Here is a 23,170-nt window from a genome sequence, read left to right as displayed (position 1 = left end):
GCCGTTACTGCGCCGCCTTCAGGGCAGCGGTGAAGCTTTCGACGCTGCCATGTTCGGCGACACGACCATTGACGAAGATCGTCGGAGTCGACTGCACGGACAGCTTCGTGCTGGCTTCCTGGCGGCTCTGCAGGACGGCATTTTCATTGGCGGTATCGGCGACGCAAGCATTGGCCTGCTCGTCCCCCAGGCCCGCCAGCTTGGCAGTACGGGCGAGCGCGGCATTGGCATCCTGCGAACCGGCCCATTGATTCTGGGTCTTAAACAGCACGTCGATGAACGGATAGCGACGCTCGGCGGGGAGGCACCGCGTCAGGACCGAGGCACGCAGGGCAACGCGGTCCAGCGGGAAATCACGATAGACCAGCTTGGCCTTGCCGCTATCGATCCATTCCGCCTTTACCTGCGGCAGCACGTTGGTCGAGAAGCTGGCGCAATGGGGGCAGGTCAGCGAGGCATATTCGACGATGGTGATGGGGGCAGACGGATTGCCCAGGATGACGTCGCCATCGCGCAGCTTCAGTACTTCGGCAACTTCGGCCGAAACCGCGCTGCTGCCGGTCGAGGAGCCGGAGGAACCCGAATCCATGAAGGTCGGGATCAAGGCACCGGCAACCACCACGACCACAACCGCCGCGACGCCAACCATCAGTTTCGAATTCATCGTCCGTCCTCAAAAGATCTGGGCGGACCGACTGTCCGCGAGCAACGCATCAGCGCCGACAAAATTGGCTAGAACGTGGCCTTTATACGGTCAGGCCGCCGCTTTCTCCAGTTTCTTAGTGCGCGACTGCATCAGCCACCAGGCGGCCTTGCTCGCGACCATCTGCAGACGGCCATTCGGGGTCAGTCCAACCGCCTTGAAGATCATGGCCATGCCGCGATCCAGATGGTGCGGGCGGTAGAAGCTGAAGGCCCGGCGCATATAGGCATTGGAATGGCGCAACCGGTCATAGGGCACGCCGCCGCCATTCTGATCGGCAAAGTTCGCCGCGTAATAGGCATAGGCCAGTTCGTCATCCTCGGTCTCGCCGATACGACCGGCGGCAACCTTGAGGCGGCCCCATTTCGATACCTGTTCGGCTTCGAGATAACGGCGCAGATGATCATAAAACAGCTTGTAATGGCGCAGCTCGTCGGCGGCGATCACCTTGCAGACTGCCTTCAGCACCGGCTCCTCGCTGCCCTCGCGGATCGCGGTGTACCAGGAGGAAGTGCCGGTTTCGACGATGCAGCGGGCAATCAGTTCACCCACCCGGCTGCCGCGCACACTCTCGTTCGCGTCCAGCGGCAGGGAATAGCCCTCGCGGAAGGTCTTGAAGGATTTCTCGAAATCCCAGGTCGGATCGGCCAGCTCGCCCCAGCGGCGCAGCGCCTCGCCGTGCTGGACTTCCTCGTCGCCCCAATGGCGCACAACTTCCAGGAACTTTGGATCGTCGGCAAAGACATTGGAAAGATAGGCGACATAGTCGGCGGCATTATGCTCGACCATCGCCGCAGCCTTCACGACTTTCACGGTCTCGGGATCGACCAGCGCAGGATCGAACTTATCCCAGGGAATATCGTCGAGGGACCAGTTTTTCATCAATTCACCTACAAAGTCGGCGTCCAAGCCACTGCGGAAATCCGCGCATATGTGGGCAGAGACCGTGGCATTTCCAAGACGATAGGACAGGAGCTGTCATCGCGCTGCAATAAAAAAGCCCGGAGAACCTGTCCCCGGGCTTTTTCTTAGTCTTGAGCGTCAGCCTACGCGGCCTTGGCAGCCTCGGCCATCGCACGATACAGACGACGGGCGTCTTCCGTGGTGGCAGCTGCCAGCTTCGCTTCGGCATCCGCGCGGTCGATCTTGCTGATCGGCAGAGCCGTCTCGGCCAGAACGACGCAACGCTCGCCCGTCACTTCGGCAAAACCGCCGCCGACAAAGATCTTGTCGACGATCTGGCCTGCCTCATAGACGTCCACAACGCCGGGCGCCAGGGTGGCGATCAGCGGGGCGTGGCCCTTCAGGACACCGAACATGCCTTCGGTACCCGGCATCACCACCATGTCCACAGGCTTGGACATCAGCAGCCGTTCGGGCGAGACCAGCTCGAAAGCCAGCTTGCCGACTGTCTGTTCGGTCGCCATCGGGTTACTCCTTCAAAGGTTCGATCAGGAAAGCCAGGGGTCGAAGCAGCGTTACGCTGCTTCAGCCGCCAGACGCTTTGCCTTTTCGACGGCTTCTTCGATGGTGCCGACCATGTAGAAGGCGGCTTCCGGCAGATCGTCGTACTTGCCGTCGACGATGCCCTTGAAGCCACGGATGCTGTCTTCCAGCTTCACGAACACGCCAGGCGTACCGGTGAAGATTTCAGCAACGTGGAACGGCTGCGACAGGAAGCGCTGGATCTTACGAGCGCGCGAGACGACCTGCTTGTCCTCTTCGGACAGTTCGTCCATGCCCAGGATCGCGATGATGTCCTGCAGCGACTTGTAGCTCTGCAGAACGCGCTGCACGTCGCGGGCGACCTGATAGTGCTCTTCACCGACGATGCGCGGATCGAGCGCACGCGAGGTGGAGTCCAGCGGATCGACGGCCGGGAAGATCGCCATTTCGGCAATCTGACGCGACAGAACGGTGGTGGCGTCCAGATGGGCGAACGAAGTGGCAGGCGCCGGATCGGTCAAATCGTCGGCAGGCACGTAGACGGCCTGGACCGAGGTGATCGAACCCTTCTTGGTCGAGGTGATGCGTTCCTGCAGCGCGCCCATGTCGGTCGACAGGGTCGGCTGATAACCCACGGCCGACGGGATACGGCCCAGCAGCGCCGACACTTCGGCACCGGCCTGGGTGAAGCGGAAGATGTTATCGACGAAGAACAGCACGTCCTGGCCTTCTTCATCGCGGAAGTATTCCGCCAGGGTCAGACCCGACAGAGCGACACGGGCACGGGCGCCGGGCGGCTCGTTCATCTGACCGTAGACCAGGGCAACCTTCGACTCGCCGCCGTCGGTCTTGATGATCCCGGAGTCGATCATTTCGTGATAGAGGTCGTTACCTTCACGCGAACGCTCGCCAACGCCTGCGAACACGGAATAACCGCCGTGGCCCTTGGCGACGTTGTTGATCAGTTCCTGAATGGTAACCGTCTTGCCGACACCCGCACCGCCGAAGAGGCCGATCTTGCCGCCCTTCAGGTAGGGGGCCAGCAGATCGATGACCTTAATGCCGGTGACGAGGATCTGGGCTTCGGTCGCCTGATCGGTGTAGCTCGGGGCGCCACGATGGATCGGGGCAGTCTTCTTGGCATTGACCGGGCCGCGCTCGTCGATCGGCTCGCCGATGACGTTCAGAATGCGGCCGAGGGTTTCCGGACCGACCGGAACCGAGATCGGGGCGCCGAGATCGACAACTTCGGTGCCGCGGACCAGACCGTCGGTCGTGTCCATGGCGATGGCGCGCACGGTGCGCTCGCCCAGATGCTGAGCGACTTCGAGGATCAGCTTGTTGTCGCCGTTCTTCAGTTCCAGCGCATTGAGGATCGCGGGCAGTTCGCCGTCAAAGCTGACGTCGACAACAGCGCCGATGACCTGTGCGACCTTACCAACATTATTCTTCGCCATTGGAATACTCCGTTCTCCTAGGAGAAATCTCTGTGCTTGACCTTAGAACCGTCGCGCCAGCCTTAGACCGCTTCGGCACCGGAGATGATTTCGATCAGCTCCTTGGTGATGTGCGCTTGGCGGCTGCGGTTGTAGTTCAGGGTCAGGCGGTTGATCATATCGCCCGCGTTGCGGGTTGCATTGTCCATCGCCGTCATGCGCGAACCCTGCTCGGAAGCGACATTCTCGAGAAGCGCGCGGAACACCTGAATCGACAGATTCTTCGGCAACACGGCTTCCAGAATTTCTTCTTCGCTCGGCTCGTACTCGTACAGCGCACCACCCGAGGCCGAAGCGTCGGCCTGAACTTCCGGCAGCGGGGCCGGAATGATCTGCTGACGCGTCAGGATCTGGCTGATCGCCGACTTGAACTTTGCATAGATGATGTAAGCGCTGTCGATTTCACCGCGCGCGAACATGTCGCGAGCCGTTACGGCGATAGCGTCGGCATCGGCAAAGCCGACACCCTTCTTGCCCGCCAGTTCGACAAAGCCGACCTGATCGGCTGCGAATTCCTTGCGCAGCAGATCGCGGGCCTTGCGACCGACGTAAAGGATCTTGACGGTCTTGCCCTCGCCCTTGAGCTGACGGGCAAAAGCACGCGCGTCACGGGCGATATTGGTGTTGAAACCGCCGCACAGGCCGCGATCGGCCGAGGCGACGATCAACAGGACCGTCTGGTTCTTACCGTTCCCCGCCAGCAGGGCCGGCGCGTCGGAAGAGACGCGCGCGCCAAGCGTGGCGATCATCCGCTCCATGCGCTCGGCATAGGGGCGGGCGGCTTCGGCCTGTTCCTGGGCGCGGCGGAGCTTAGCCGCCGCGACCATCTTCATGGCCGAAGTGATCTTCTGGGTCGACTTAACGCTACGAATCCGCAGCCGTAAGTCCTTCAAGCTGGGCATGGCGCTCTCGTCTTTCCGTTATCCGGTCTCTTACCGCTTAGGCGAAGGACTTGGAGAACTGGTCGAGGAAAGCGCTCAGCTTTTCGTCCGTTTCCTTGGTGATTTCGCGCTTGTCGCGGATCGAGTCCAGGATGTCCGAGGCATTCGCCTTGAGTTCGGCGCGGAACGCCTTCTCGAAGCGGGTAACCTGGTTCACGGCAACCTTATCGAGGTAACCGCGGACACCGGCGAAGATCGAGGCAACCTGCTCTTCAACGGGCATCGGGTCGAACTGCGGCTGCTTCAGCAGCTCGGTCAGACGGGCACCACGGGCCAGCAGACGCTGGGTTGCCGGGTCCAGATCCGACGCGAACTGAGCGAAGGCAGCCATTTCGCGGTACTGCGCGAGTTCCATCTTAATGCGACCGGCAACCTGCTTCATCGCCTTGATCTGAGCGGCAGAGCCAACGCGGCTGACCGACAGACCGACGTTGATCGCCGGACGGATGCCCTTATAGAAGAGTTCCGTTTCCAGGAAGATCTGGCCGTCGGTGATCGAGATCACGTTGGTCGGGATGTAGGCCGACACGTCACCAGCCTGGGTTTCGATGATCGGCAGCGCCGTCAGCGAGCCATTGCCGTTGGCGTCGTTCATCTTCGCCGAACGTTCCAGCAGGCGGGAGTGCAGATAGAACACATCGCCCGGATAAGCTTCACGGCCCGGCGGACGACGGAGCAGCAGCGACATCTGACGATAGGCAACGGCCTGCTTCGACAGATCGTCATAGATGATGACGGCATGCATGCCGTTGTCGCGGAAGAATTCGCCGATGGCCGAACCGGTGTAGGGGGCCAGGAACTGCAGCGGAGCCGGATCCGAGGCGGTCGCGGCGACGACGGTGGTGTAATCCATCGCGCCGTAGTCGGTCAGCGTCTTCACGATCTGCGCAACGGTCGAGCGCTTCTGGCCGACGGCGACATAGATGCAATAGAGCTTCTTCGACTCGTCCGAGCCTTCGTTCAGCTTCTTCTGGTTGATGATCGTGTCGATCGCGACGGCGGTCTTGCCGGTCTGACGATCGCCGATGATCAGTTCGCGCTGGCCACGGCCAACCGGCACCAGGCTGTCGACGGCCTTGAGGCCGGTCTGCATCGGCTCGGAAACCGACTTACGCGGAATAACGCCGGGAGCCTTGCGCTCGACGAGGGCGCGGGTCACATCGGTCAGCGGACCCTTACCGTCGATCGGGTTGCCCAGACCGTCGACAACGCGACCCAGCATGCCCTTGCCGACGGGAACGTCGACGATGGCGCCGGTGCGCTTCACGGTGTCGCCTTCGCGGATTTCACGGTCGTCACCGAACAGCACGACACCGACGTTGTCGGCTTCGAGGTTCAGCGCCATACCCTTGACGCCGTTCGGGAATTCGACCAGCTCACCGGCCTGGACCTTATCGAGGCCGTAGACGCGCGCGATACCGTCACCGACGGAGAGAACTTGGCCGACTTCAGCCACCTCGGCCGCGGCGCCGAAGCCCGCGATCTGGTCTTTCAGAATGGCCGAGATTTCGGCAGCACGGATATCCATCAACCAACTCCCTTCATCGCGAGCTGCAGGCGCATCAACTTGGTTTTCAACGAATGGTCGATCAATTTCGAACCGACCTTGACGATAAGCCCGCCGATCAAGCCTGCATCGACCTTTACGTCGACAACGACCTTCGAGCCGTATGTTCCTTTAAGAGCGTCCTTGACCTTCTCGACCTGCGCGTCGGTAAGGGGCTGGGCCGCCACAACTTCGGCCAACACTTCGCCACGCTTTTGAGCGAGCAGCGCCAGGAAGGCCTTGCTGATTTCAGTCAGAGCCGCCAGACGGCGGTTCTGGGCAATGACGCCGATAAAGCGGCGCGTCAACTCATGCGCGCCCGACTTTTCCAGCACCGCTGCAATTGCTTTGGACTGATCGGCACGCGACAGGACCGGGCTGTTCAGCACCCGAGCCAAATCGGGAACCTCAACAATCGCCTGTCCCAGCGCCTTCAGATCTCCTGCCACCGCATCCAGCGCCTTGGCGCCGTCGGCGAGATCGTAGAGGGCCACGGCATACCGTTCGGCAAGCCCGGTCTTCTGTGTCGCCACCCTGTCGGTCCTCACATCAAGTCCGCGGCGCCGTTTTTGCCCCTGATTTGGAGCCCTCTAAACGTCGCCGGCGGAGTTCGGCCAAAATGGTGCCGAGCGCAAACGGGATCCTTCCCGACGCACGGCGCGGCCTCTCTACCACAGCGATCCCGGTGGCGCAACAAGCCGGGCGCCGATTCGGCGTGGTATTTTGAACATGGGACAAAGCGTCTCGCCCCGTTCGCCCGGAAAACACGGCATGCGCGCATATTTCCGCCTGAATTCCCGTCAAATGCTGCGATATCGCCCCGTTCAAGGTTAAACCGCGCCATGTTCATCCCGACCCTTCGGCTCCTCGCCGTTTCGAGTGCCCTGCTGGTGCTCGCCGCCTGCTCCACCCGCTCGATCTCCGACAGCGGATACAAGGGCGAGGGCAGCAGCTACACCGCCAGCGCCTATGCCTATAAGGGCGAACTATCGCCCTATGACATCCTGGGCGTCGACCTCGACCGCCCGATCACCGAGGAGGATATCGCCCGGGCGATGGCGGCCAGAAAGCCGATCCAGGTCAAGAAAGGCTCCTCGATCATGCTGGTGCAGTCGGGTGCCGCCATCCCCGACAGCGACATGGTCGCCGCGTTGGAGAGATCCTACAGCGTGGCAACCTTCTCCGGTGTGCCCGCCTTCCCGGCGGGCGCCGATCAGAAGGTCGTCCAGACCCTGCCCAAGGACCAGTATGCCAAGCTCTTCCGCCTCGCCGCCGCCAAGGGCGGATATGAGACGATCATCGTCTATTGGGGCCTGCTCGAAGCCGGCACCCAGAGCGGCGCCACCAAGGCAGTTTCCTGGGTCCCCTTCGTCGGCGCCAGCATTCCCGACCAATTCCAGACCATGCGGATCCGTCTCAATATGGCGGTCATCGACACCCGCACCGGCCAGTGGGAAACCTTCGCCCCGTCCGCCTTCACCGATGAAGCCTTAAGCAGCTCGCGCAGCCGGGCCGCCTCGGACCAGGAGCAGGTCGCCCTGCTGAAGAAACAAGCCTACGACGGTGCCGCCGAGGCATTGGCGCGCAAGTATGGCGGGTAAAGAACGCTAAGCTTAATCTCGCCCGATGTTTCGATTCTGCCTGATCGCTGCCATCTTTTTGGGAGTTCTTCCTGACTGGGCCTGGGCGTTGGATCCCCCAGGCCCGAGGTCTCCACCTGAATGGCATCGACCGCCCCCGCCGAATTTGAATAGGCCGCCTCCACCGCCGCAGTTCATTCCGCGCAAGGGCACCTACTTCTTCGGTGGTTCGGGAATGGAAGGCAGCTATATCGATGGCATGATTTCGGCCCTGGTCGAGGTCGGCATGACCCACGCTTTCAAAGCAGACCGTCAACGCTGGTCTCACGATCTCTTGTCAGCCGATATGTTGATCGATGCCACCTGGGGCGTCCTTGCCCATCGCTTGGGTAGATCCGGGGGCGTAGACATCGGGGATCGGGGAGCTTTCGGGACCGACGGAGCCCAGCTCAATCTGATCGGCTATTCCTATGGCTCGCTCGTCGCCGCTGAGGTGGCGACCACGCTGGGCAGCAAGGTCGATCACCTCGTGTTGATCGCCTCCCCCATCAGCCAGAAAAAACTGGAGAGGCTTTTCAACAATCCCTGGATCGGCAAGGTCCATCTGATCGACCTCGGCAATCTGGGCGACAAGATCCATGACGGCATGGGCGTCACCGATCTGCTGGCCTTGGGTGGCCCGCTCAATAGCATCGAGTTTGTCCTGTCGCTGATCCGTCAGGACGGTCACTTCTGGTACACGGCCGCTGGGCCAACAGGTCAGGAACGACGACGCGCCCTCGCCCGCCAGCTTTACGAAATGGGCCTGCGATGAAGGGGATTGGCGACAGTCTGCAATGGACGGGAGCCGTCTGGGCTGGGCTGCTGGCGATCCTCTATATCGCCATGATGCGGTCGCCGCTGATGATGGAGGCCCATTGGATCGATAACTATCGCCTGGGCACCGTCTATCCCTACGTGATGGATATCACTTGCCTGCTGCCCCTCGCACCCGGCCTCGCCGTCTGGGGGATCGGCCTTTGGCTGGGAGAGCGTCGGTTGCTGTTACCCATGGCCTTCATCGTGACAGCCGCCTATTCGCTGATCGCCTTTTACGCCCTGGCCATGGCCGCAATCCTGATCACAAAAAGCTATAGGGATCGATATCCACCGCCACCCGTGCGGCATTGGGGATGGGGACCGCGCTGAGCCAGTCGGCCAGGATCGGCTGGAGCTTCAGAGCGCGCGGGGCCTTCACCAGCAGGCGACGGCGGTGCATGCCGCGCAGCAGGGCCAGCGGGGCAGGCGCAGGACCCAGCACCAGCAGATCGTCCATCCGGGGCGCCGCCCGCGCCAGGGCCCGCGCCAGTGTATCGGCCACCCCGGCATCGGGGGCGGAGACGATAATGGCGGCCAGACGCCCATAGGGTGGCATACCGTGGTAGCGCCGCTCCTCCATCTCTTGCGCGATGAAGCCGTCGCGGTCGCCCGCCAGCAGGGCCTGGAGCACCGGATGCTCCACCGCAGCCGTCTGCAGAAGGACGCGGCCAGGATGTTCGGCACGGCCTGCGCGACCGGAGACCTGATGCAGCAGCTGGAACGTCCGCTCGCCCGCCCGCAGGTCGCCGCCGCCAAGGCCCAGATCGGCATCGACCACACCGACCAGGGTCAGATGCGGGAAGTGGTGACCCTTTGCCATCATGGCGGTGCCGATCAGGATATCGACCTCCCGCGCTTGCACGGCCGATACCAGCGCCTCCGCCTTCTCCGGGCTGCCGAGCATGTCGGAGGACATGATGGCGAGGCGCGCGTCGGGCCAGAGCAGTTGCGCTTCCTCCGCCAACCGCTCCACGCCCGGCCCGCAGGGGACGAGGGAGCCGGTATCGGCGCAGGAAGGACAAGCAGGCGGTACGGCTTCAGTATGGCCGCAGTGATGGCAGATCAGGCGCTGGCGGGCGCGATGCTCCACCAGCCAGCTTGAACAGTTCGGACAGGCGAAACGATGGCCGCAGGTCCGGCAGAGGGTCAGCGGCGCATAGCCCCGGCGATTGAGGAACAGCATCGCCTGCTCCCCCGCCTCCAGCGTCTGCGTCACCGCCCGCTCCAGCCCCGGCGCGATCCAGCGGCCACGGGGCGGCGGATCCTTGCGCAGATCGATGGCCTGGATCTCCGGCATGCCCGCGGGGCCGTGACGGCTGCCGAGTTCTAATCGCGTATAGCGACCGGCCTCCACATTCGCGAGGCTTTCCAGCGACGGCGTGGCGGAAGCGAGGATGATCGGCACCTTGGCGAACTGCGCCCGTACCACCGCCATGTCGCGCGCCTGATAGAGGACGCCGTCCTCCTGCTTGAAGCTGCCTTCATGTTCTTCGTCGACGACGATCAGGCCCAGGTTATTGAGCGGCAGGAACAGGGCCGACCGCGCGCCCACCACCACCGGCACCTGACCATAGGCGATCCGGCGCCAGGCTTTGCGCCGTGCAACCGGGCCGATTTCCGAATGCCAGATCTGCGGTTTCACGCCGAACCGGCCTTCAAAGCGCGACAGCCATTGGGCGGAAAGGGCGATTTCCGGCAGCAGGACCAGTACCTGTTTGCCCGCCTGCAAGGCTGCGGCAATGGCGGCGAAATACACCTCGGTCTTGCCCGACCCGGTCACGCCATCCAGCAGACTGACTGCGAAACTCTCCGCCTCCACCGCCGCCACCACGGTATCGGCAACCTCCTGCTGTTCGGGCGAGAAGGTGGGGACGGCAAAGCCGGGATCTGGCTGGCGGGGGCTAAAAGCAAACTCCGGCAGCGCATGGGGCGTCAACAGCCCTGCCTTCACCATGGTTTTCACGACGCTGGTGGAAACACCCGCCAGCTCGGCTAGGGCGGCAGAGGTCTGGGCCGGGCCTTCCTTCAGAACCTCCAGCACCTTCTGCCGGGCCGCCGTCAACTTGCCGGGCAGTTGCAGACCACTGGCGGCCAGAACTTCGGTCGGGCTGGGGGCTTCAAGGGCGGCGGGAACCGACAGCGCCATGCGCAGCACCGCGCCCTGGGGGGTGAGGGTATAGCCCGCCACCCAATCGATAAAACGCCGCATCTCCCCCGTCATCGGCGGGACATCGAACGGTAACCCGATCTCTTTTAACTTAAGGGCCGGGACCGCCGCATCCGGTGGCGTATCCCAGATGACACCGGGCAAAACCCGCTTGCCGAAGGGCACAGAAATCACGCTGCCCAAAGAGACCTCTTCCCCTTCGGGCACGGCATAGGTATAGGGTCCGGCCAATGGCAACGGCAGCAGGACCGACACGCGCGTGACGGGTTCTGTCGGCTGGAGGGTGACGGCGGCGGCAGGCATGCGCTAATGTCGCGAAAATGAGTGAAGGGTGGGAGCGGCTTTATCGGCCAAAGCTTGCCCCCTGGCAAACGGTCTAGAAGAAAGCACGGGCTCCATCATGAAGTTCTTTATCGATACCGCAGACGTTGCAGAGATCAAAAAGCTGGTCCCGACCGGCCTGATCGACGGCGTCACCACCAACCCGTCGCTGATCGCCCAGTCGGGCCGCAAGATCGCCGACGTGATCAAGGAAATCTGCGACATCGTCGAAGGTCCCGTGTCGGCCGAAGTGGTGTCGACCGATTTCGAGACCATGCTGAAGGAAGGCAAGTACCTCGCGGGTCTGGCCGAAAACGTCACCGTCAAGGTGCCGCTGACCGTCGATGGCCTCAAGGTCTGCAAGATCCTGTCCGACGAAGGCACCATGGTCAATGTGACCCTCTGCTTCTCGGCCGCCCAGGCCCTGCTGGCCGCCAAGGCCGGTGCTGCGTTCATCTCGCCCTTCGTCGGTCGCCTCGATGACATCGGCCAGGACGGCATGGAACTGATCGCCGATATGGTCGAGCTCTATTCCAATTACACCTACGGCACCGAAATCCTGGTCGCCTCGGTCCGCGGCCCCAACCATGTGGTCGCTGCCGCCAAGCTGGGCGCCGATGTCGCGACCCTGCCGCCGAAGGTTCTGTGGCAGATGTATCAGCATCCGCTGACCGACAAGGGCCTCGACGCCTTCCTCAAAGATTGGGCCAAGACCGGCCAGTCGATTCTCTAGAAAAGCAGGAGCGACGGCAGCATGGAGCGTCAGGGCACCGGCAAGCCTCCCAAGCAGGGCGGCACCGACGAACCTCTCACCCCAGCGGCCGTCGCTGCCTATCTGCGTCGGCATCCCGATTTTCTGATCGAACACCCGGATCTGCTGGGCGTTCTGAAGCCACCGCCCCGCCAGCTTGGCAATGGGGTCGTGGACCTGCAGGCCCTGATCGTCGACCGCCTGCGCGCCGATGTCTCGCGCCTCAAGCTGACCCAGCGCAAGCTGATCGCGACCAGCCGCAACAACCTCGTCAGCCAGGGGCGTGTGCATACCGCCGTCATCTCGCTGATCGGCGCGCGCAGCTTCGAGACGTTTGTCCAGATCATCACCGAAGAACTGGCCCCCATCCTGGATGTCGACGCCGTCGGCTTCGGGGTCGAGGCCAGCCGCCCGGATGAAGAACCCGGCGTTTCGGCCACCTCCTCCGTCATGATCCTCGCGCCCGGCACCGTCAGCGAACTGATGGGGGACGAGGAGATCCTGCTGCGCTCGGACATTTCGGGTGATGTGCGGATCTTCGGGGAAGCTGCATCCGGGCTTGTCCGCTCCGACGCGCTGATCCGCATGAAGATCGGCGAAGGCGCCCCGCCCGCCCTGCTGGCCCTGGGCGCCCGCCGCCCCGGCATCTTCCATCCGGGTCAGGGCACCGAACTGATCGCCTTCCTGGCCCAGACCATCGAACTGACCCTGCGCGCGTGGCTGGACCTGCCGGAATAAGGCTTCGGAATAGCAGCCACGTTCCCTTAGCGCTTTTATGACAAGACTGCTCTAAGCTAGATCCTCGCCGTGTCAATCTTCGGTTTGCGAGGGCCAATCCGTGCTGGCAGCGATCATTTACGTTCTGCTGATGATCCTGAGCATCTTCGGGTTTGCTTTTCTGATCATCGCGCCCCATGGCGGGTTGCAGAACTATCGCCGGCCTTATCGGCTGTCGATTTTCATGATCATCACCGGCACCGTTCTTTTGATGCTGAAGATGATCCTGAGCCCCTGGGTCAGTCTGGTGCTTGGGCTTAGCCTGATCAATATCGGCTATGCCGCTTTTCTCTATGCCGTGGCGCGGCCGGAACGGCGCATCCTGTTTGCCGCGCTGCAGGGGATGTCGGCGCTGATCGCCGCCGGTTTCCTCATTTTCCAGCATCTCACGACACCCTGTTACGTGTCGCTGGCCGCCGCCGTGATCCCCGGCCATATCCTTTTCTGTCTTCTCAATACCGTCGTGTTCCTAAGCCTGCCGGGCCGGAAACACCGCTGGCTCGCCTGGGCCTTCGGGGGCTGTCTGGTGATCAAGGTCTATAGCCTTGTCGATGTGCTGCTGGACTATAGCTGCGTCGACACGCTGCTGACCGACCCGGTGCAGTCGATCTCCGCCACCACCATCGCCGCTACCCTGCTCGCCGCGCATTTCTGGGCGATGGATGTGCTGCGGCATCGGGCCTAGCAGCATCGAAAATGCTTTTAATTGAAATCTTATAAAATCATCTACTATTGATACTTAAACCCATTGATGAATGCCCGTGAGGTTTGCCATGCCCAGGTTTTTGCTCACCCTTCTAGGCGCCGCCTTGCTTTCCCTATCCGTCTCGGCTGCCGATCTGCCGAAAGTCTATCGCGACCTCTGGTATGGGCAGCCTCGCGCAGAGCTACTGAAGACTGGCAAATTCCAACCAAATAAGGACGGCACGCTCAGCTTCAGAGACACCTTCGCCCAGATCGAAGTGGAGGGCGAAATTGGCTTCGATGACGCCAATAAGCTGGTCGGTGTTCATCTGACATTCGATCCCAGCGACGACGCCGACCTGGTGCTGGCGGCTCTGGTCAAAAACCAGTTTATTCCGCTCACCCTGCGCGATTCCCAAAATGAGATCGACGCCATCGCTTTCTTTGCCAACGGCGGCAAGCAAGAATCCTTCGCCAAGGCCATCAACACCGCGATCTATAACAACGACCTGACAGCTGTACTGGCGACAGGCATTACTCGAGATCCGGCCAACACCTCGGCACAGAATGTCGCCGCGCGGTTGAAACCATCGGATCGCATTGCGGTCTTCACTTTATCGGGTGAAGAAATGACCGTCGTCTTCACAAATATCGACGGGCTGAAACTACTGATGAATGAACGCAACAAGGCTGCCGCCGATAAGTTTTAGGCTGCAAGCATTGGCGAAGTGGAGCAAGGGAGGCTATCCTGGCTCCATGCCTGCCTCGACAGATCCGCTGACCCTGCCTTTCAATGCCGCCGACGATCTGGGGAGCGGCATTCGGGATTTCCTTGGTCACCTGAAAGGTGAACGGCGGGTGTCGAGCCATACGCTTGATGGTTATGGGCGGGATCTGGCGACCTTCTGTGCCTTCCTAGGCGAGCATCTGGGTCAACTGCCGGATATCGCGGCGCTTGAAGCGCTGCGGGTTGCCGATATTCGCGCGTTCCTGGCCATGCGCCAGGGGCAGGGGATCGCCCGCACCTCGGTCGCGCGGCAGCTATCGGCCTTACGCAGTTTCTTCAAGTTTCTGACGGCGCGCGGGAAACTGACCAATGCCGTGATGGCGGGCGTGCGCACGCCGCGTCTGCCCAAGACGGCGCCCAAGGCTTTGACGGTTACCGAAGCTGCCGATGGTTTGGCCGCGATTGCCGATATTTCCGACGAACCCTGGATCGGCCAGCGCGATCTGGCGCTCATGACCTTGCTCTATGGCTGCGGGCTGCGTTTGGGCGAGGCGTTGAGCCTGACCCGCGCCCAGGCCCCGACCGACGACGCCCTGCGTGTGCGCGGCAAAGGCAACAAGGAGCGCATCGTCCCTGTCCTTCCCATCGTGCGGGAGGCGGTGTCGGAGTATCTCGCCGCTTGCCCACATCCGCTCGATCCGGCGGGGCCGCTGTTTGTCGGCGCGCGCGGCGGACCGCTCAATCCCGGTGTCGTCCAGCGGCAAGTGCGGCGGCTGCGGGTTGCCCTTGCCCTACCCGACAGCACGACGCCCCATGCCCTGCGCCATAGTTTTGCGACCCATCTGCTGCGGTCGGGCGGGGATCTGCGCGCCATTCAGGAACTGCTGGGCCATGCGTCACTCTCAACCACCCAGCGCTATACCGAGGTGGATGCTGCCCGCCTGAAGGCGGTGCACCAATCCGCCCATCCCCGAGCAAGGAAACATGCGTGACCGATCCCGTTGCCCTGACCTACGGCCAGAAGGGCCAATTGATGCTGGAACTGCGTCGCTGCCTCATCCGCCTGGAGAATGAGGAAAACCTGTCCGAAGACGCCCGCAACGCCCTGGTCAGCGCAGGCAAAGCCTTGGCCCGTCTGCGCACCGACTATGTCAATTTCGCCAATGACTGGGGTCCGGATTGAGGGCATAGGCGGCTCCCCCTTCCATTTCGTCACCCCGCACTTGATACGGGGTCTATCCGAGGCGGAACCACCCAAGAGAGATCCCGCATCAAGTGCGGGATGACGACCTCTACAAAATGAAAATCAGCTCGCGCCCTTAGCCTTCGCCAGATGCGCCGCCAGCTCGTCACGCTCCGCGCAGCCTGACGGGCAGACCTGGACGAGGCGGTCCAGCATTTCCTGCGCCGACGTCAGATCGCCGGTCGACAAGAACAGCTCGCCATAATAGTTCAGCGCGCCTTTGTGGCGGGGGTCGAGCGAGAGGGCGGCCCGATAATGGGTCGCCGCCATCGGATAATCCTTCAGGCTGCGATAGCTGAAGCCCAGCATATTATGGGCTTCGACATCGGTCGGGGTCTTTTCAACCACGCCCGTCAGCACGGCGATGGCCTCCTTGAACTTGCCGTCCTTGGCAAGCTGGCTGCCCTGTTCGGTCGAGCCTTCCTTGGCCGGGGTCGGTTGACCAACGGCACCCATCGCAAAACCCGCCCCGGGCACGCCTGCCAGGACCACCGCCACCAGGGCTGCCGCTACTACCTTCATCGTCTGCTTCCTTGCCGTCAAAGACCCATCAACGACCGTAGCGGTCCTCGTTCCAGGGGTCACCCTCATTATGATAGCCCCGGACTTCCCAATAACCGGGCTTGTCCACGGCCACGAACTCGATCCGCTTCAGCCATTTCGAGGATTTCCAGAAGTAGAACTGCGGCACGACCAGACGGACCGGCCCGCCATGTTCGGACGTCAGCGGCTCCCCTTCCCAGGAATGGGCCAGGATCACATCGGGGGCCGAGAAATTCGCAACCGTCAGATTGGTCGTGTAGCCGTCGTGGCTGTGTAGGACCACATGGTTCGCCTCGGGTTTAGGCTTCACGACGGACAGAAGATGGCTGACCGCCACCCCGTCCCAGCGATTGTCGTAGCGCGACCAGGCCGTGACGCAATGGATGTCGGAGATAAAGGTCGCAGGCGGCTGATCCATCAGCGCCTGCCAGTCCCAGACGATGGGAGTCTCCACAAGCCCGTCCACGGTCAGCTGGAACTTCTCCATCGGGATCTTCGGCTGGATGCCCAGATCCAGAACCGGCCAGGTGCGCACTTCATGCTGGCCAGGCGGCAGGCGGTCGCGGCTGCGGTCGCCCAGATGGCCGGTCAGATGACGGCCTTCGCGCGCCCACTCCTGCTTGCGCTCGATCAGCTTGGTCTTCAGTTTGCCAAAGAGGCTGGTGTCGTCACTCATGGCCCGTGGCCTTCTCTCATCTGCCCAAAATGGATACTGCAAAAATAGGAGGCCGGATGCGCCAAGGAAAGCCATGCAGTTTTCCAGCTTGTGCCGCCTGCCTGCAATTCGCTATCGATTGCCCCAATGTCTCCGTTCCTGACGCTCTTCCTCAAAGGCCTGCTGATCGGCATCGCCGTCGCCGCCCCCGTCGGGCCGGTCGCGGTGCTCTGCATTCGCCGGGCCTTGATCGGCGGTTTCGCGGTCGCGCTGGCGACGGGACTTGGCGCCGTGATCGCGGATACGATCTTCGGATCGCTGGCCGCCTTCGGTGTCGCCGCCGTCTCGGGGCTGCTGCTGGACCATCAGAACGCCCTGCGCGTGATCGGCGGGCTTTTCATGCTGATCCTGGGTGCCCTCACCTGGCGCAAGACCGAAAACAAAGAGGTCACCGATGGTGCCGGGGGGTTAATCGCGGCCTTGCTGTCGGCCTTCGCCCTGACCATCACCAACCCGATCACCATCTTTGCCTTCACCGGTATTTTTGCCGCCTTCGACATCGTCAGCCACGATATGAGCACGGCCGGAACCGCCGTGCTGGCGGTCGGTATCGCACTGGGCTGCGCCATCTGGTGGTTGGGATTGGCCAGCATCGCCACTGGATTGCGATCCTGGGTCGGCACCCACCGCAATCTCGTCTGGCTGCACCATCTGTCAGGCGGCCTGCTCCTGGTCTTTGGCGCAGGGACCTTGGCGAGCCTGTTTTTTGTTTAAGTGGGTTTTGTCATCCCGGACTTGATCCGGGATCTTGTGTAGCCACACCGCGTAGCTCAACCCTCAGCCGCATCGACGCAGTTCGTCTACCCGAGATCCCGGCTCGGGGGCCGGGATGACAGAAAAACGGTTAGCCCTTATACCCGCCCAGTTCGCAGATCTGCGCCCAGGCCTCATCGGACACGCCGCTGACCGACAGGCGCGACTGGCGCACGAGGCCGAGTTCGGCAAAGCGCGGATCGCCCTTGATCTGGGCCAGGGTCACGGGGTTCGGCATCGGCGCGACGGCGGCCACATCGACCATGCCGAACCTGCCCGCCGGGTCGCTGTCGTCGGGATAATATTCCTTCACCACTTCGACGATGCCGACAATCGCGAGCCCTTCGTTCGAATGATAGAAGAAACAGCGGTCGCCGATCTTCATCGCCTTGAGGTTATTGGATGCCTGATAATTGCGGACGCCATCCCAATGAGTGCGCTTATCCGCGACCATCTTGTCCCAGGCGTATTTGAAGGGTTCGGATTTGACGAGCCAATAGGCCATCGGCAGACCTCGTTCGTTACAGTATCGAAATAACTTCGGCGCGCAGCGGACGCGTCAGCAGGCTTTCTACTGCCGCCCCGATGGGGGCAGCGCGATTCAAAACGGCGTCCACGGTGGCGATGATCGGGCAATCGAGACCCAGACGGATGGCCTGCGCCGCCGCCAGACCCGCCGCGCTTGCCCCTTCCGCTACACCAGCCGACTGGGCCAGGGCGGCATCCAGCGTCTCGCCTGCCCCCAGCCGTCGCCCCAGGGCATAGTTGCGGCTCTGCCCGCTGGTCGCGGTCAGAATCAGATCGCCCAGCCCCGCGAGGCCCGCCATCGTCTCCGCCTTGCCGCCGAGCGCCATGCCGAGGCGCGTCAGTTCGCCAAGGCCCCTGGTCACCAAGGCCGCCCGCGCATTATCGCCCAGTTGCAGCCCATCACAGATACCGCAGGCAATCGCCAGCACATTCTTCAACGCCCCGCCCGCCTGCACGCCGACGGTATCGGTGGAGGCATAGGGCCGCAGGCCCGGCGCGGCCAGGGTCTGCATCAGGCGCTCGGCCTGTCCGGCCTTATCATGGGCGATGACGAGCGCGGTCGGCTTGCCATCCATCACCTCGGCCGCGAAAGAGGGGCCGGAGAGTACCGCAATACTGCGGCCCGGCAGGCTTTCCGCCAGGGCCAGCGTCCCGAGACGACCGTTCGCGGCAAACCCCTTGGCGCAGAGCACCAGCGGCGCCTTGCCCGGCAACATCGCAAGCCGCACGGCCAGGGCGGGCAGCGCCGCACTGGGGACGGCCAGCAGCAGCGCCGCTTCGGCTTCCGACAGCCGGTTGAAGTCATCCGTGACCTCGATGCCATCCAGCAGCGTGCGACCGGGCAGACGGCGCGATTGCCGCGTGGCCTTCAGGCTATCCAGCTCGGCACCTGCCCGGCCCCACAGCAGTACTGGGCGCCCTGCACGGGCCTGGGACTGAGCCAGCGCGATGCCCCAGGCGCCTGCCCCGAGAATCGCGATGGTCATGCCGGCTCCATCGTGTCGAGGGGCCAGCGCGGGCGGCAGACGGCATCGAAGCCGTCGCTTTTGCCCAGGCGGAAGCGCTCCAACCCTGCCCAGGCGATCATGGCGCCATTGTCGGTGCAGAGCTTCAGGGGCGGCGCAACGGTGCGCATATTAAGTTTATCGGTCAGGGTCGACAGCCGGGCGCGGATCGCCTGATTGGCGGCAACGCCCCCGGCGATGACCAACGTATCGCCCTCGGGATGCGCGGCGCGGAACTCGGCAATGGCATTTTTCATGCGGTCAGCGAGCACATCGGCAACGGCGGCCTGGAAGGAGGCAGCGACATCGGCCAGATCCTGATCCGTGATCGGATCGGGCAACCGTTCGACCGTGTTGCGCACGGCGGTCTTAAGGCCGGAGAAGGAGAAATCGGCGCCGGGGCGCCCCATCAGCGGGCGCGGCAGATCGAAGCGGGTCGGATCGCCGGACTTTGCCGCCTGCTCCACGGCCGGACCGCCGGGAAAGCCGAGGCCGAGCATCTTGGCGGTCTTGTCGAACGCCTCGCCCACCGCGTCGTCGATGGTGCTGCCCAGGCGCTTATAACGTCCCACGCCCCCGACGATCAGGATCTGCGAATGGCCACCCGATACCAGCAGCAGCAGATAGGGGAACGCCACATCGTCGGTCAGGCGACAGGTGAGCGCATGGCCTTCCAGATGATTGACCGCCACGAAGGGCTTGTCCTGCACCATCGCCAGCGCCTTGGCGACCGTTGCTCCCACGATCACCCCGCCGATCAGGCCGGGGCCGGTGGTCGCCGCGACGGCATCAATCCTGTCCCAGCCGATCCCGCTTTGATCGAGGGCGGCCTTCACCACGGCTTCGATATGGTCGAGATGGGCGCGCGCCGCGATCTCCGGCACCACACCGCCATAGGGGGTATGTTCGTCGAGCTGGCTGAAAACCACGTTGGACAGAATCGTCCCGTCCGCCGCCACAACGGCAGCGGCGGTCTCATCGCAGCTCGTCTCGATCCCCAGAATATGCATCACGTCTCCTTACGGGGCCGCAGGGCGAGATGCAAGCACAGCCCCAGGGTCGCGCAGATCGCCATGCCCGCCATCATCGGCCGCTCGCTGCCGTCATAGGCGCCCGCGACCAGGATACCGATCCCGCTGGCGACCGCCATCTGCAGAAAGCCCGACAGCGCCGCTGCCGTCCCTGCCATATGGGGAAAGGGGCTCAAAAGCCCAGCCATGGCATTTGCAAGCATGACCCCCACGCCAAGCATGCCGATCATCGCCGGTATCAGAATACCCACGACCGCCACACCTTGCGACACATCCGGTCGGATCAAGGCATAGAGCAATCCCAGCCCCAGACCGATGGCGCTGATGGCAAGCCCGGCAACCACCAACCTCTCCACCCCAACCCTCCGGGCAAGACGCGCCGTCGTCAGCGTGCCTGTCAGATAGCCGCCGACACAGGCCATGAAACAGAAACCGTAAAGATCAGGCGGCAAGCCAAGCCCGCTGATCAGCACGAGGCTGGAGCCGGAGATGAAGCAGAACAACGTGCTGTAACCAAAGCCGATTGCTGCCGCATAGGACAGGAAGCTGCGGTTGGTGATCAGGCCGCCGTAGTTGCGCACCAGACCCTTGAGGCTGGTCGCAGCTGGGTCGAGACGTTTGTTGGTTTCCGGCAGCCTTAGCCAGACAAGACTGACGACTGCTACGGCAAAGACGGTCAGCACGACAAAATTCGCCCGCCAGCCGAAATGTGCTTCGAGCACACCGCCTAGCACCGGCGCCAAAGCCGGGGCGGCCGACATGGCGGCCCCCAAGAGGGCGAGCGCGCGGGCGGCCTCCTCCTTGGTGTAGATGTCGCGCACCACGGCGCGGCCCAGAACCGGCCCCGCGCAGCCGCCGATGGCCTGGGCCAGCCGCGCCGCGATCAGCAGCTCCAGCGAAGGAGCAAAAGCACAGGCCGCCGTCGCCAGGGCAAACAGCACCAACCCACCGAGGATCACGGGGCGGCGCCCGAACCTGTCTGCCAGCGGGCCGTAGATCAGCTGACTGACCGCAAAGCCGACCAGAAAGACCGACAGCGTCAGCTGCACCCGCTCAGGCCCGGCCGAGAAATAGATACCCAGCCCCGGCAGCGACGCCAGATACATGTCGGTCGAGAGCGGACCAATGGCGACCAGCAGTGTGAGGAGAACAAGCAGCCCCCGGTCGGGCTTGGCCGGAGTGGCGGTGACATCAGCCATAACGATGCAAACTCGACCCTTGGGTTTTCAGCCAGCGCTGCGGCGGACCGTAATCGGGATAAAGGCGCTCGACCACGGCCCAGAAGCGCGGAGAATGATTCATCTCCAGCCGATGGGCCACCTCGTGCGCGGCAACATAATCGAGGACGGCGGGCGGCGCCAGGATGAGGCGCCAGGAATAGGAAATGGCTCCCTTGGCGCTGCAACTGCCCCAGCGCGAGCGGGTATCGCGCACAGAAACCTGTTTCACCGTGACCCCCGCCAGTTGCGCATAGACGCGGGTGCGTTCGGATAGGGTTTCGCGCGCGAGCTTCTTAAGGTAGTCGGTTACCCGGCGCCCGAAGTGCTCGATCCCGCCCCCGACCTCCAATCGATCATCGACGCGCTTAACCCCCCGACCCTCGGGCCGATGGACGAGCAGGAGCGGGCTGCCCGCCACGTCGATCCGGGCATCGGGCGCGAACGGATTAGCTGCAGCGCCCACACGCGCCGCCGCGGCCTCGATCCATTCCTTTTGGCTTTCGGTAAAGGCCTTGATTTCGCGCAGCGAAACCCGCGGCGGCGCCGTCAGGATTGCGCTATCGACACTCTTGACGCGCAAGCTGAGGCGCCGCGCTGTCGCAAGACGACGCACAAGGATCGTTATTTCGCCAACCGAAAATTCGACCTTCGGGACTTTCGTATTGATCTTCGGTTTGCGCGAAAAAAAAAGCATCGACCTTCGTCACGAAACAATGGTAGGAGAGTCACAAAACTGAAACAGAACCCGCGTAGTCAAGCTGGGTCGCCCGAAACTTGGAGGAAAACGATGCGTATTCTCACGTCCGCCGTTGCCGTCGCCGCCCTTATGGCTGGTACCGCCCATGCTGCCCCGATGGAAATCCAATGGTGGCATGCCATGACCGGTGCGAACAACGACCGCGTCAACGAACTGGTCACCGAATTCAATGCCTCGCAGGCAGACTATAAGGTCGTTCCTGTCTTCAAGAACAGCTACGACGAACTGCTGAACCAGCTGATCGCGGCTTACCGCGCCGGTAATGCTCCGCACATCGCCCAGGTGTTCGAAGTCGGCACCGCGACCATGATGGGCGCGAAGGGTGCAGTGAAGCCGGTCTTCGAAGTCATGGCCGAAGCAGGCGAAAAGTTCGATCCGAAGAGCTACATGCCCTCGATCGCCGCCTACTACTCGACCGCTGACGGCAAGATGCTGTCGATGCCCTACAACAGCTCGACCTCCATCTCCTACTACAACAAAGACATCTTCAAGAAGGCCGGCCTCGACCCCGAAAAGGCCCCGGCAACCTGGCCGGAATGGTTCGCCGCCGCCAAGAAGATCCGTGAAACCGGCGCTGCCAACTGCGGTTTCACCGTTGCCTGGATGACCTGGACCCAGATGGAACAGGTTTCGGCATGGCACAACATCCCCTACGGAACCCAGGCCAACGGCTTCAAGGGCTTCGACACCGAATTCAAGTTCAACAACCCGTTGATCGTGAAGCATCTCGACACCCTGAACCAGCTGCAGAAGGACAATGTGTTCGTCTACGGCGGTCGTACCACCCAGCCGGAAGCTAAGTTCCTGTCGGGCGAATGCGGCATGATGCAGGGCTCGTCGGGCACCACCGGCACCCTCGACAAGGCTGGCCTGAACTACGGTACCGGCTTCCTGCCGTACTATCCGGACGTTGCCGGTGCTCCGCAGAACTCGATCATCGGCGGCGCGACCCTCTGGACCATGGGCGGCAAGAAGCCCGAGGAATATAAGGGCGTTGCCAAGTTCTTCAGCTACCTCTCGACCCTGCCGGTGCAGGTAGTGAACCACCAGAAGACCGGCTATCTGCCGATCACCCTGGCTGCTTACGAAGAAACCAAGAAGTCGGGCTTCTACGACAAGAACCCGGCCCGCGAGACCCCGGTGAAGGAACTGCTGAACAAGGCCCCGACCGAAAATTCGATGGGCGTCCGCTTCGGCAACCTCGCCAAAGTCCGCGACCTGATCATGGATGAAGTCGAAGGCGCTTTCGCCGGCAAGCAGACCATGCAGCAGGCCCTGGACAATGCGGTTGCCAAGTCGAACGACGAACTGCGTCGCTTTGAGCGCACTGCCAATCGCTAAACCTTAACTAAACTCGGGTTAGAGGTAACTCTGGCCGA

26 protein-coding genes are annotated in these 23,170 nt (G+C 62.7%); 11 read left to right on the top strand and 15 right to left on the bottom strand.

Annotated elements, in window-relative coordinates; all coding sequences use genetic code 11:
• Positions 1 to 4: 4 nt before the first annotated feature.
• The 7 genes from ACFSM5_RS21450 to ACFSM5_RS21420 all read right to left on the bottom strand — a co-directional run bounded on the left by ACFSM5_RS21450 (position 5) and on the right by ACFSM5_RS21420 (position 6,665).
• On the bottom strand, positions 5 to 664 hold the full coding sequence (locus ACFSM5_RS21450) for a DsbA family protein (protein ID WP_379878872.1): 660 nt from the start codon (positions 662 to 664) through the stop codon (positions 5 to 7).
• Between the two features lie 90 nt (positions 665 to 754).
• Positions 755 to 1,585 carry a ferritin-like domain-containing protein gene (locus ACFSM5_RS21445; protein ID WP_379878870.1) on the bottom strand — a complete coding sequence of 277 codons (831 nt, stop codon included), beginning with the start codon at positions 1,583 to 1,585 and terminating at the stop codon, positions 755 to 757.
• A 164-nt stretch (positions 1,586 to 1,749) separates the two neighbouring features.
• Positions 1,750 to 2,130 (bottom strand): ATP synthase F1 subunit epsilon, encoded by a 381-nt coding sequence (gene atpC, locus ACFSM5_RS21440; protein WP_379878868.1) that lies wholly within the window; start codon positions 2,128 to 2,130, stop codon positions 1,750 to 1,752.
• 51 nt (positions 2,131 to 2,181) lie between these two features.
• Entirely contained in the window at positions 2,182 to 3,606 is a 1,425-nt protein-coding gene (atpD, locus tag ACFSM5_RS21435; protein ID WP_379878866.1) for a F0F1 ATP synthase subunit beta, read from the bottom strand.
• A gap of 62 nt (positions 3,607 to 3,668) precedes the next feature.
• Positions 3,669 to 4,547, bottom strand: a complete 879-nt coding sequence (locus ACFSM5_RS21430) for a F0F1 ATP synthase subunit gamma (RefSeq protein ID WP_379878863.1) — start codon at positions 4,545 to 4,547, stop codon at positions 3,669 to 3,671.
• Between the two features lie 37 nt (positions 4,548 to 4,584).
• Positions 4,585 to 6,114: a F0F1 ATP synthase subunit alpha gene (gene atpA / locus ACFSM5_RS21425; RefSeq protein WP_379878861.1), complete on the bottom strand. Its 1,530-nt coding sequence runs from the start codon at positions 6,112 to 6,114 to the stop codon at positions 4,585 to 4,587.
• Positions 6,114 to 6,665, bottom strand: coding sequence for a F0F1 ATP synthase subunit delta (locus tag ACFSM5_RS21420; RefSeq protein WP_379878859.1), 552 nt, complete (start codon positions 6,663 to 6,665; stop codon positions 6,114 to 6,116). Before ACFSM5_RS21420 ends, atpA begins: the two co-directional genes overlap by 1 nt.
• A gap of 309 nt (positions 6,666 to 6,974) precedes the next feature.
• Between ACFSM5_RS21420 and ACFSM5_RS21415 the strand changes: the two genes are divergently transcribed.
• The 3 genes from ACFSM5_RS21415 (at position 6,975) to ACFSM5_RS21405 (ending at position 8,900) form a co-directional block, all read left to right on the top strand.
• Positions 6,975 to 7,733 (top strand): hypothetical protein, encoded by a 759-nt coding sequence (locus ACFSM5_RS21415; protein ID WP_379878856.1) that lies wholly within the window; start codon positions 6,975 to 6,977, stop codon positions 7,731 to 7,733.
• Positions 7,734 to 7,878: 145 nt separating this feature from the next.
• A complete protein-coding gene (locus ACFSM5_RS21410; RefSeq protein ID WP_379878854.1) occupies positions 7,879 to 8,526 on the top strand; it encodes an alpha/beta hydrolase in 648 nt (215 codons plus the stop codon).
• On the top strand, positions 8,523 to 8,900 hold the full coding sequence (locus ACFSM5_RS21405; protein ID WP_379878852.1) for a hypothetical protein: 378 nt from the start codon (positions 8,523 to 8,525) through the stop codon (positions 8,898 to 8,900). Before ACFSM5_RS21410 ends, ACFSM5_RS21405 begins: the two co-directional genes overlap by 4 nt.
• Here the strand turns inward: ACFSM5_RS21405 and ACFSM5_RS21400 are convergent.
• Positions 8,833 to 11,040 (bottom strand): primosomal protein N', encoded by a 2,208-nt coding sequence (locus ACFSM5_RS21400; RefSeq protein ID WP_379878850.1) that lies wholly within the window; start codon positions 11,038 to 11,040, stop codon positions 8,833 to 8,835. The genes ACFSM5_RS21405 and ACFSM5_RS21400 overlap by 68 nt on opposite strands.
• 97 nt (positions 11,041 to 11,137) lie before the next feature.
• Between ACFSM5_RS21400 and fsa the strand changes: the two genes are divergently transcribed.
• The 6 genes from fsa to ACFSM5_RS21370 all read left to right on the top strand — a co-directional run bounded on the left by fsa (position 11,138) and on the right by ACFSM5_RS21370 (position 15,180).
• On the top strand, positions 11,138 to 11,791 hold the full coding sequence (gene fsa, locus ACFSM5_RS21395) for a fructose-6-phosphate aldolase (RefSeq protein ID WP_379878848.1): 654 nt from the start codon (positions 11,138 to 11,140) through the stop codon (positions 11,789 to 11,791).
• 21 nt (positions 11,792 to 11,812) lie between these two features.
• Positions 11,813 to 12,547 (top strand): DUF484 family protein, encoded by a 735-nt coding sequence (locus ACFSM5_RS21390; RefSeq protein WP_379878846.1) that lies wholly within the window; start codon positions 11,813 to 11,815, stop codon positions 12,545 to 12,547.
• A gap of 100 nt (positions 12,548 to 12,647) precedes the next feature.
• The gene (locus ACFSM5_RS21385) at positions 12,648 to 13,271 is read left to right on the top strand and encodes a hypothetical protein (RefSeq protein ID WP_379878844.1); all 624 of its coding nucleotides are present in this window, start codon (positions 12,648 to 12,650) and stop codon (positions 13,269 to 13,271) included.
• 76 nt (positions 13,272 to 13,347) lie between these two features.
• Complete coding sequence (locus tag ACFSM5_RS21380; protein ID WP_379878842.1) at positions 13,348 to 13,980, top strand: hypothetical protein; 633 nt, start codon at positions 13,348 to 13,350, stop codon at positions 13,978 to 13,980.
• Between the two features lie 46 nt (positions 13,981 to 14,026).
• Positions 14,027 to 14,989 carry a tyrosine recombinase XerC gene (locus ACFSM5_RS21375; RefSeq protein WP_379878840.1) on the top strand — a complete coding sequence of 321 codons (963 nt, stop codon included), beginning with the start codon at positions 14,027 to 14,029 and terminating at the stop codon, positions 14,987 to 14,989.
• Positions 14,986 to 15,180, top strand: coding sequence for a hypothetical protein (locus ACFSM5_RS21370; protein ID WP_379878838.1), 195 nt, complete (start codon positions 14,986 to 14,988; stop codon positions 15,178 to 15,180). Before ACFSM5_RS21375 ends, ACFSM5_RS21370 begins: the two co-directional genes overlap by 4 nt.
• Before the next feature lie 123 nt (positions 15,181 to 15,303).
• On the opposite strand, the gene ACFSM5_RS21365 is transcribed toward ACFSM5_RS21370, so the two are convergent.
• Positions 15,304 to 15,762 (bottom strand): tetratricopeptide repeat protein, encoded by a 459-nt coding sequence (locus tag ACFSM5_RS21365; protein ID WP_379878836.1) that lies wholly within the window; start codon positions 15,760 to 15,762, stop codon positions 15,304 to 15,306.
• Positions 15,763 to 15,790: 28 nt separating this feature from the next.
• Complete coding sequence (locus tag ACFSM5_RS21360) at positions 15,791 to 16,459, bottom strand: sulfite oxidase-like oxidoreductase (protein ID WP_379878834.1); 669 nt, start codon at positions 16,457 to 16,459, stop codon at positions 15,791 to 15,793.
• Positions 16,460 to 16,585: 126 nt separating this feature from the next.
• On the opposite strand from ACFSM5_RS21360, the gene ACFSM5_RS21355 reads away from it, so the two are divergent.
• On the top strand, positions 16,586 to 17,212 hold the full coding sequence (locus ACFSM5_RS21355) for a LysE family translocator (protein ID WP_379878832.1): 627 nt from the start codon (positions 16,586 to 16,588) through the stop codon (positions 17,210 to 17,212).
• A gap of 130 nt (positions 17,213 to 17,342) precedes the next feature.
• On the opposite strand, the gene ACFSM5_RS21350 is transcribed toward ACFSM5_RS21355, so the two are convergent.
• Genes ACFSM5_RS21350 through ACFSM5_RS21330 form a run of 5 tightly spaced genes read right to left on the bottom strand, consistent with a single transcriptional unit; the run spans position 17,343 to position 21,728 of the window.
• Positions 17,343 to 17,756: an EVE domain-containing protein gene (locus ACFSM5_RS21350; protein ID WP_379878830.1), complete on the bottom strand. Its 414-nt coding sequence runs from the start codon at positions 17,754 to 17,756 to the stop codon at positions 17,343 to 17,345.
• Positions 17,757 to 17,772: 16 nt separating this feature from the next.
• On the bottom strand, positions 17,773 to 18,765 hold the full coding sequence (locus ACFSM5_RS21345) for an NAD(P)H-dependent glycerol-3-phosphate dehydrogenase (protein ID WP_379878828.1): 993 nt from the start codon (positions 18,763 to 18,765) through the stop codon (positions 17,773 to 17,775).
• Entirely contained in the window at positions 18,762 to 19,793 is a 1,032-nt protein-coding gene (tsaD, locus tag ACFSM5_RS21340) for a tRNA (adenosine(37)-N6)-threonylcarbamoyltransferase complex transferase subunit TsaD (RefSeq protein ID WP_379878825.1), read from the bottom strand. Before tsaD ends, ACFSM5_RS21345 begins: the two co-directional genes overlap by 4 nt.
• Positions 19,793 to 21,013 carry a multidrug effflux MFS transporter gene (locus ACFSM5_RS21335; RefSeq protein WP_379878823.1) on the bottom strand — a complete coding sequence of 407 codons (1,221 nt, stop codon included), beginning with the start codon at positions 21,011 to 21,013 and terminating at the stop codon, positions 19,793 to 19,795. Before ACFSM5_RS21335 ends, tsaD begins: the two co-directional genes overlap by 1 nt.
• The gene (locus ACFSM5_RS21330) at positions 21,006 to 21,728 is read right to left on the bottom strand and encodes a M48 family metallopeptidase (protein ID WP_379878821.1); all 723 of its coding nucleotides are present in this window, start codon (positions 21,726 to 21,728) and stop codon (positions 21,006 to 21,008) included. The genes ACFSM5_RS21335 and ACFSM5_RS21330 overlap by 8 nt, the downstream gene beginning before the upstream one ends.
• A gap of 93 nt (positions 21,729 to 21,821) precedes the next feature.
• Between ACFSM5_RS21330 and ugpB the strand changes: the two genes are divergently transcribed.
• Positions 21,822 to 23,132 carry a sn-glycerol-3-phosphate ABC transporter substrate-binding protein UgpB gene (gene ugpB / locus ACFSM5_RS21325; RefSeq protein WP_379878819.1) on the top strand — a complete coding sequence of 437 codons (1,311 nt, stop codon included), beginning with the start codon at positions 21,822 to 21,824 and terminating at the stop codon, positions 23,130 to 23,132.
• Positions 23,133 to 23,170: the final 38 nt, after the last annotated feature.

This window comes from Lacibacterium aquatile (assembly GCF_042683105.1).
GTDB classification, from domain to species: domain Bacteria; phylum Pseudomonadota; class Alphaproteobacteria; order Elsterales; family Elsteraceae; genus Lacibacterium; species Lacibacterium aquatile.
The sequence above is the reverse complement of the archived record's forward strand: the minus strand, read 5'-3'. Positions and strand labels throughout refer to the sequence as shown.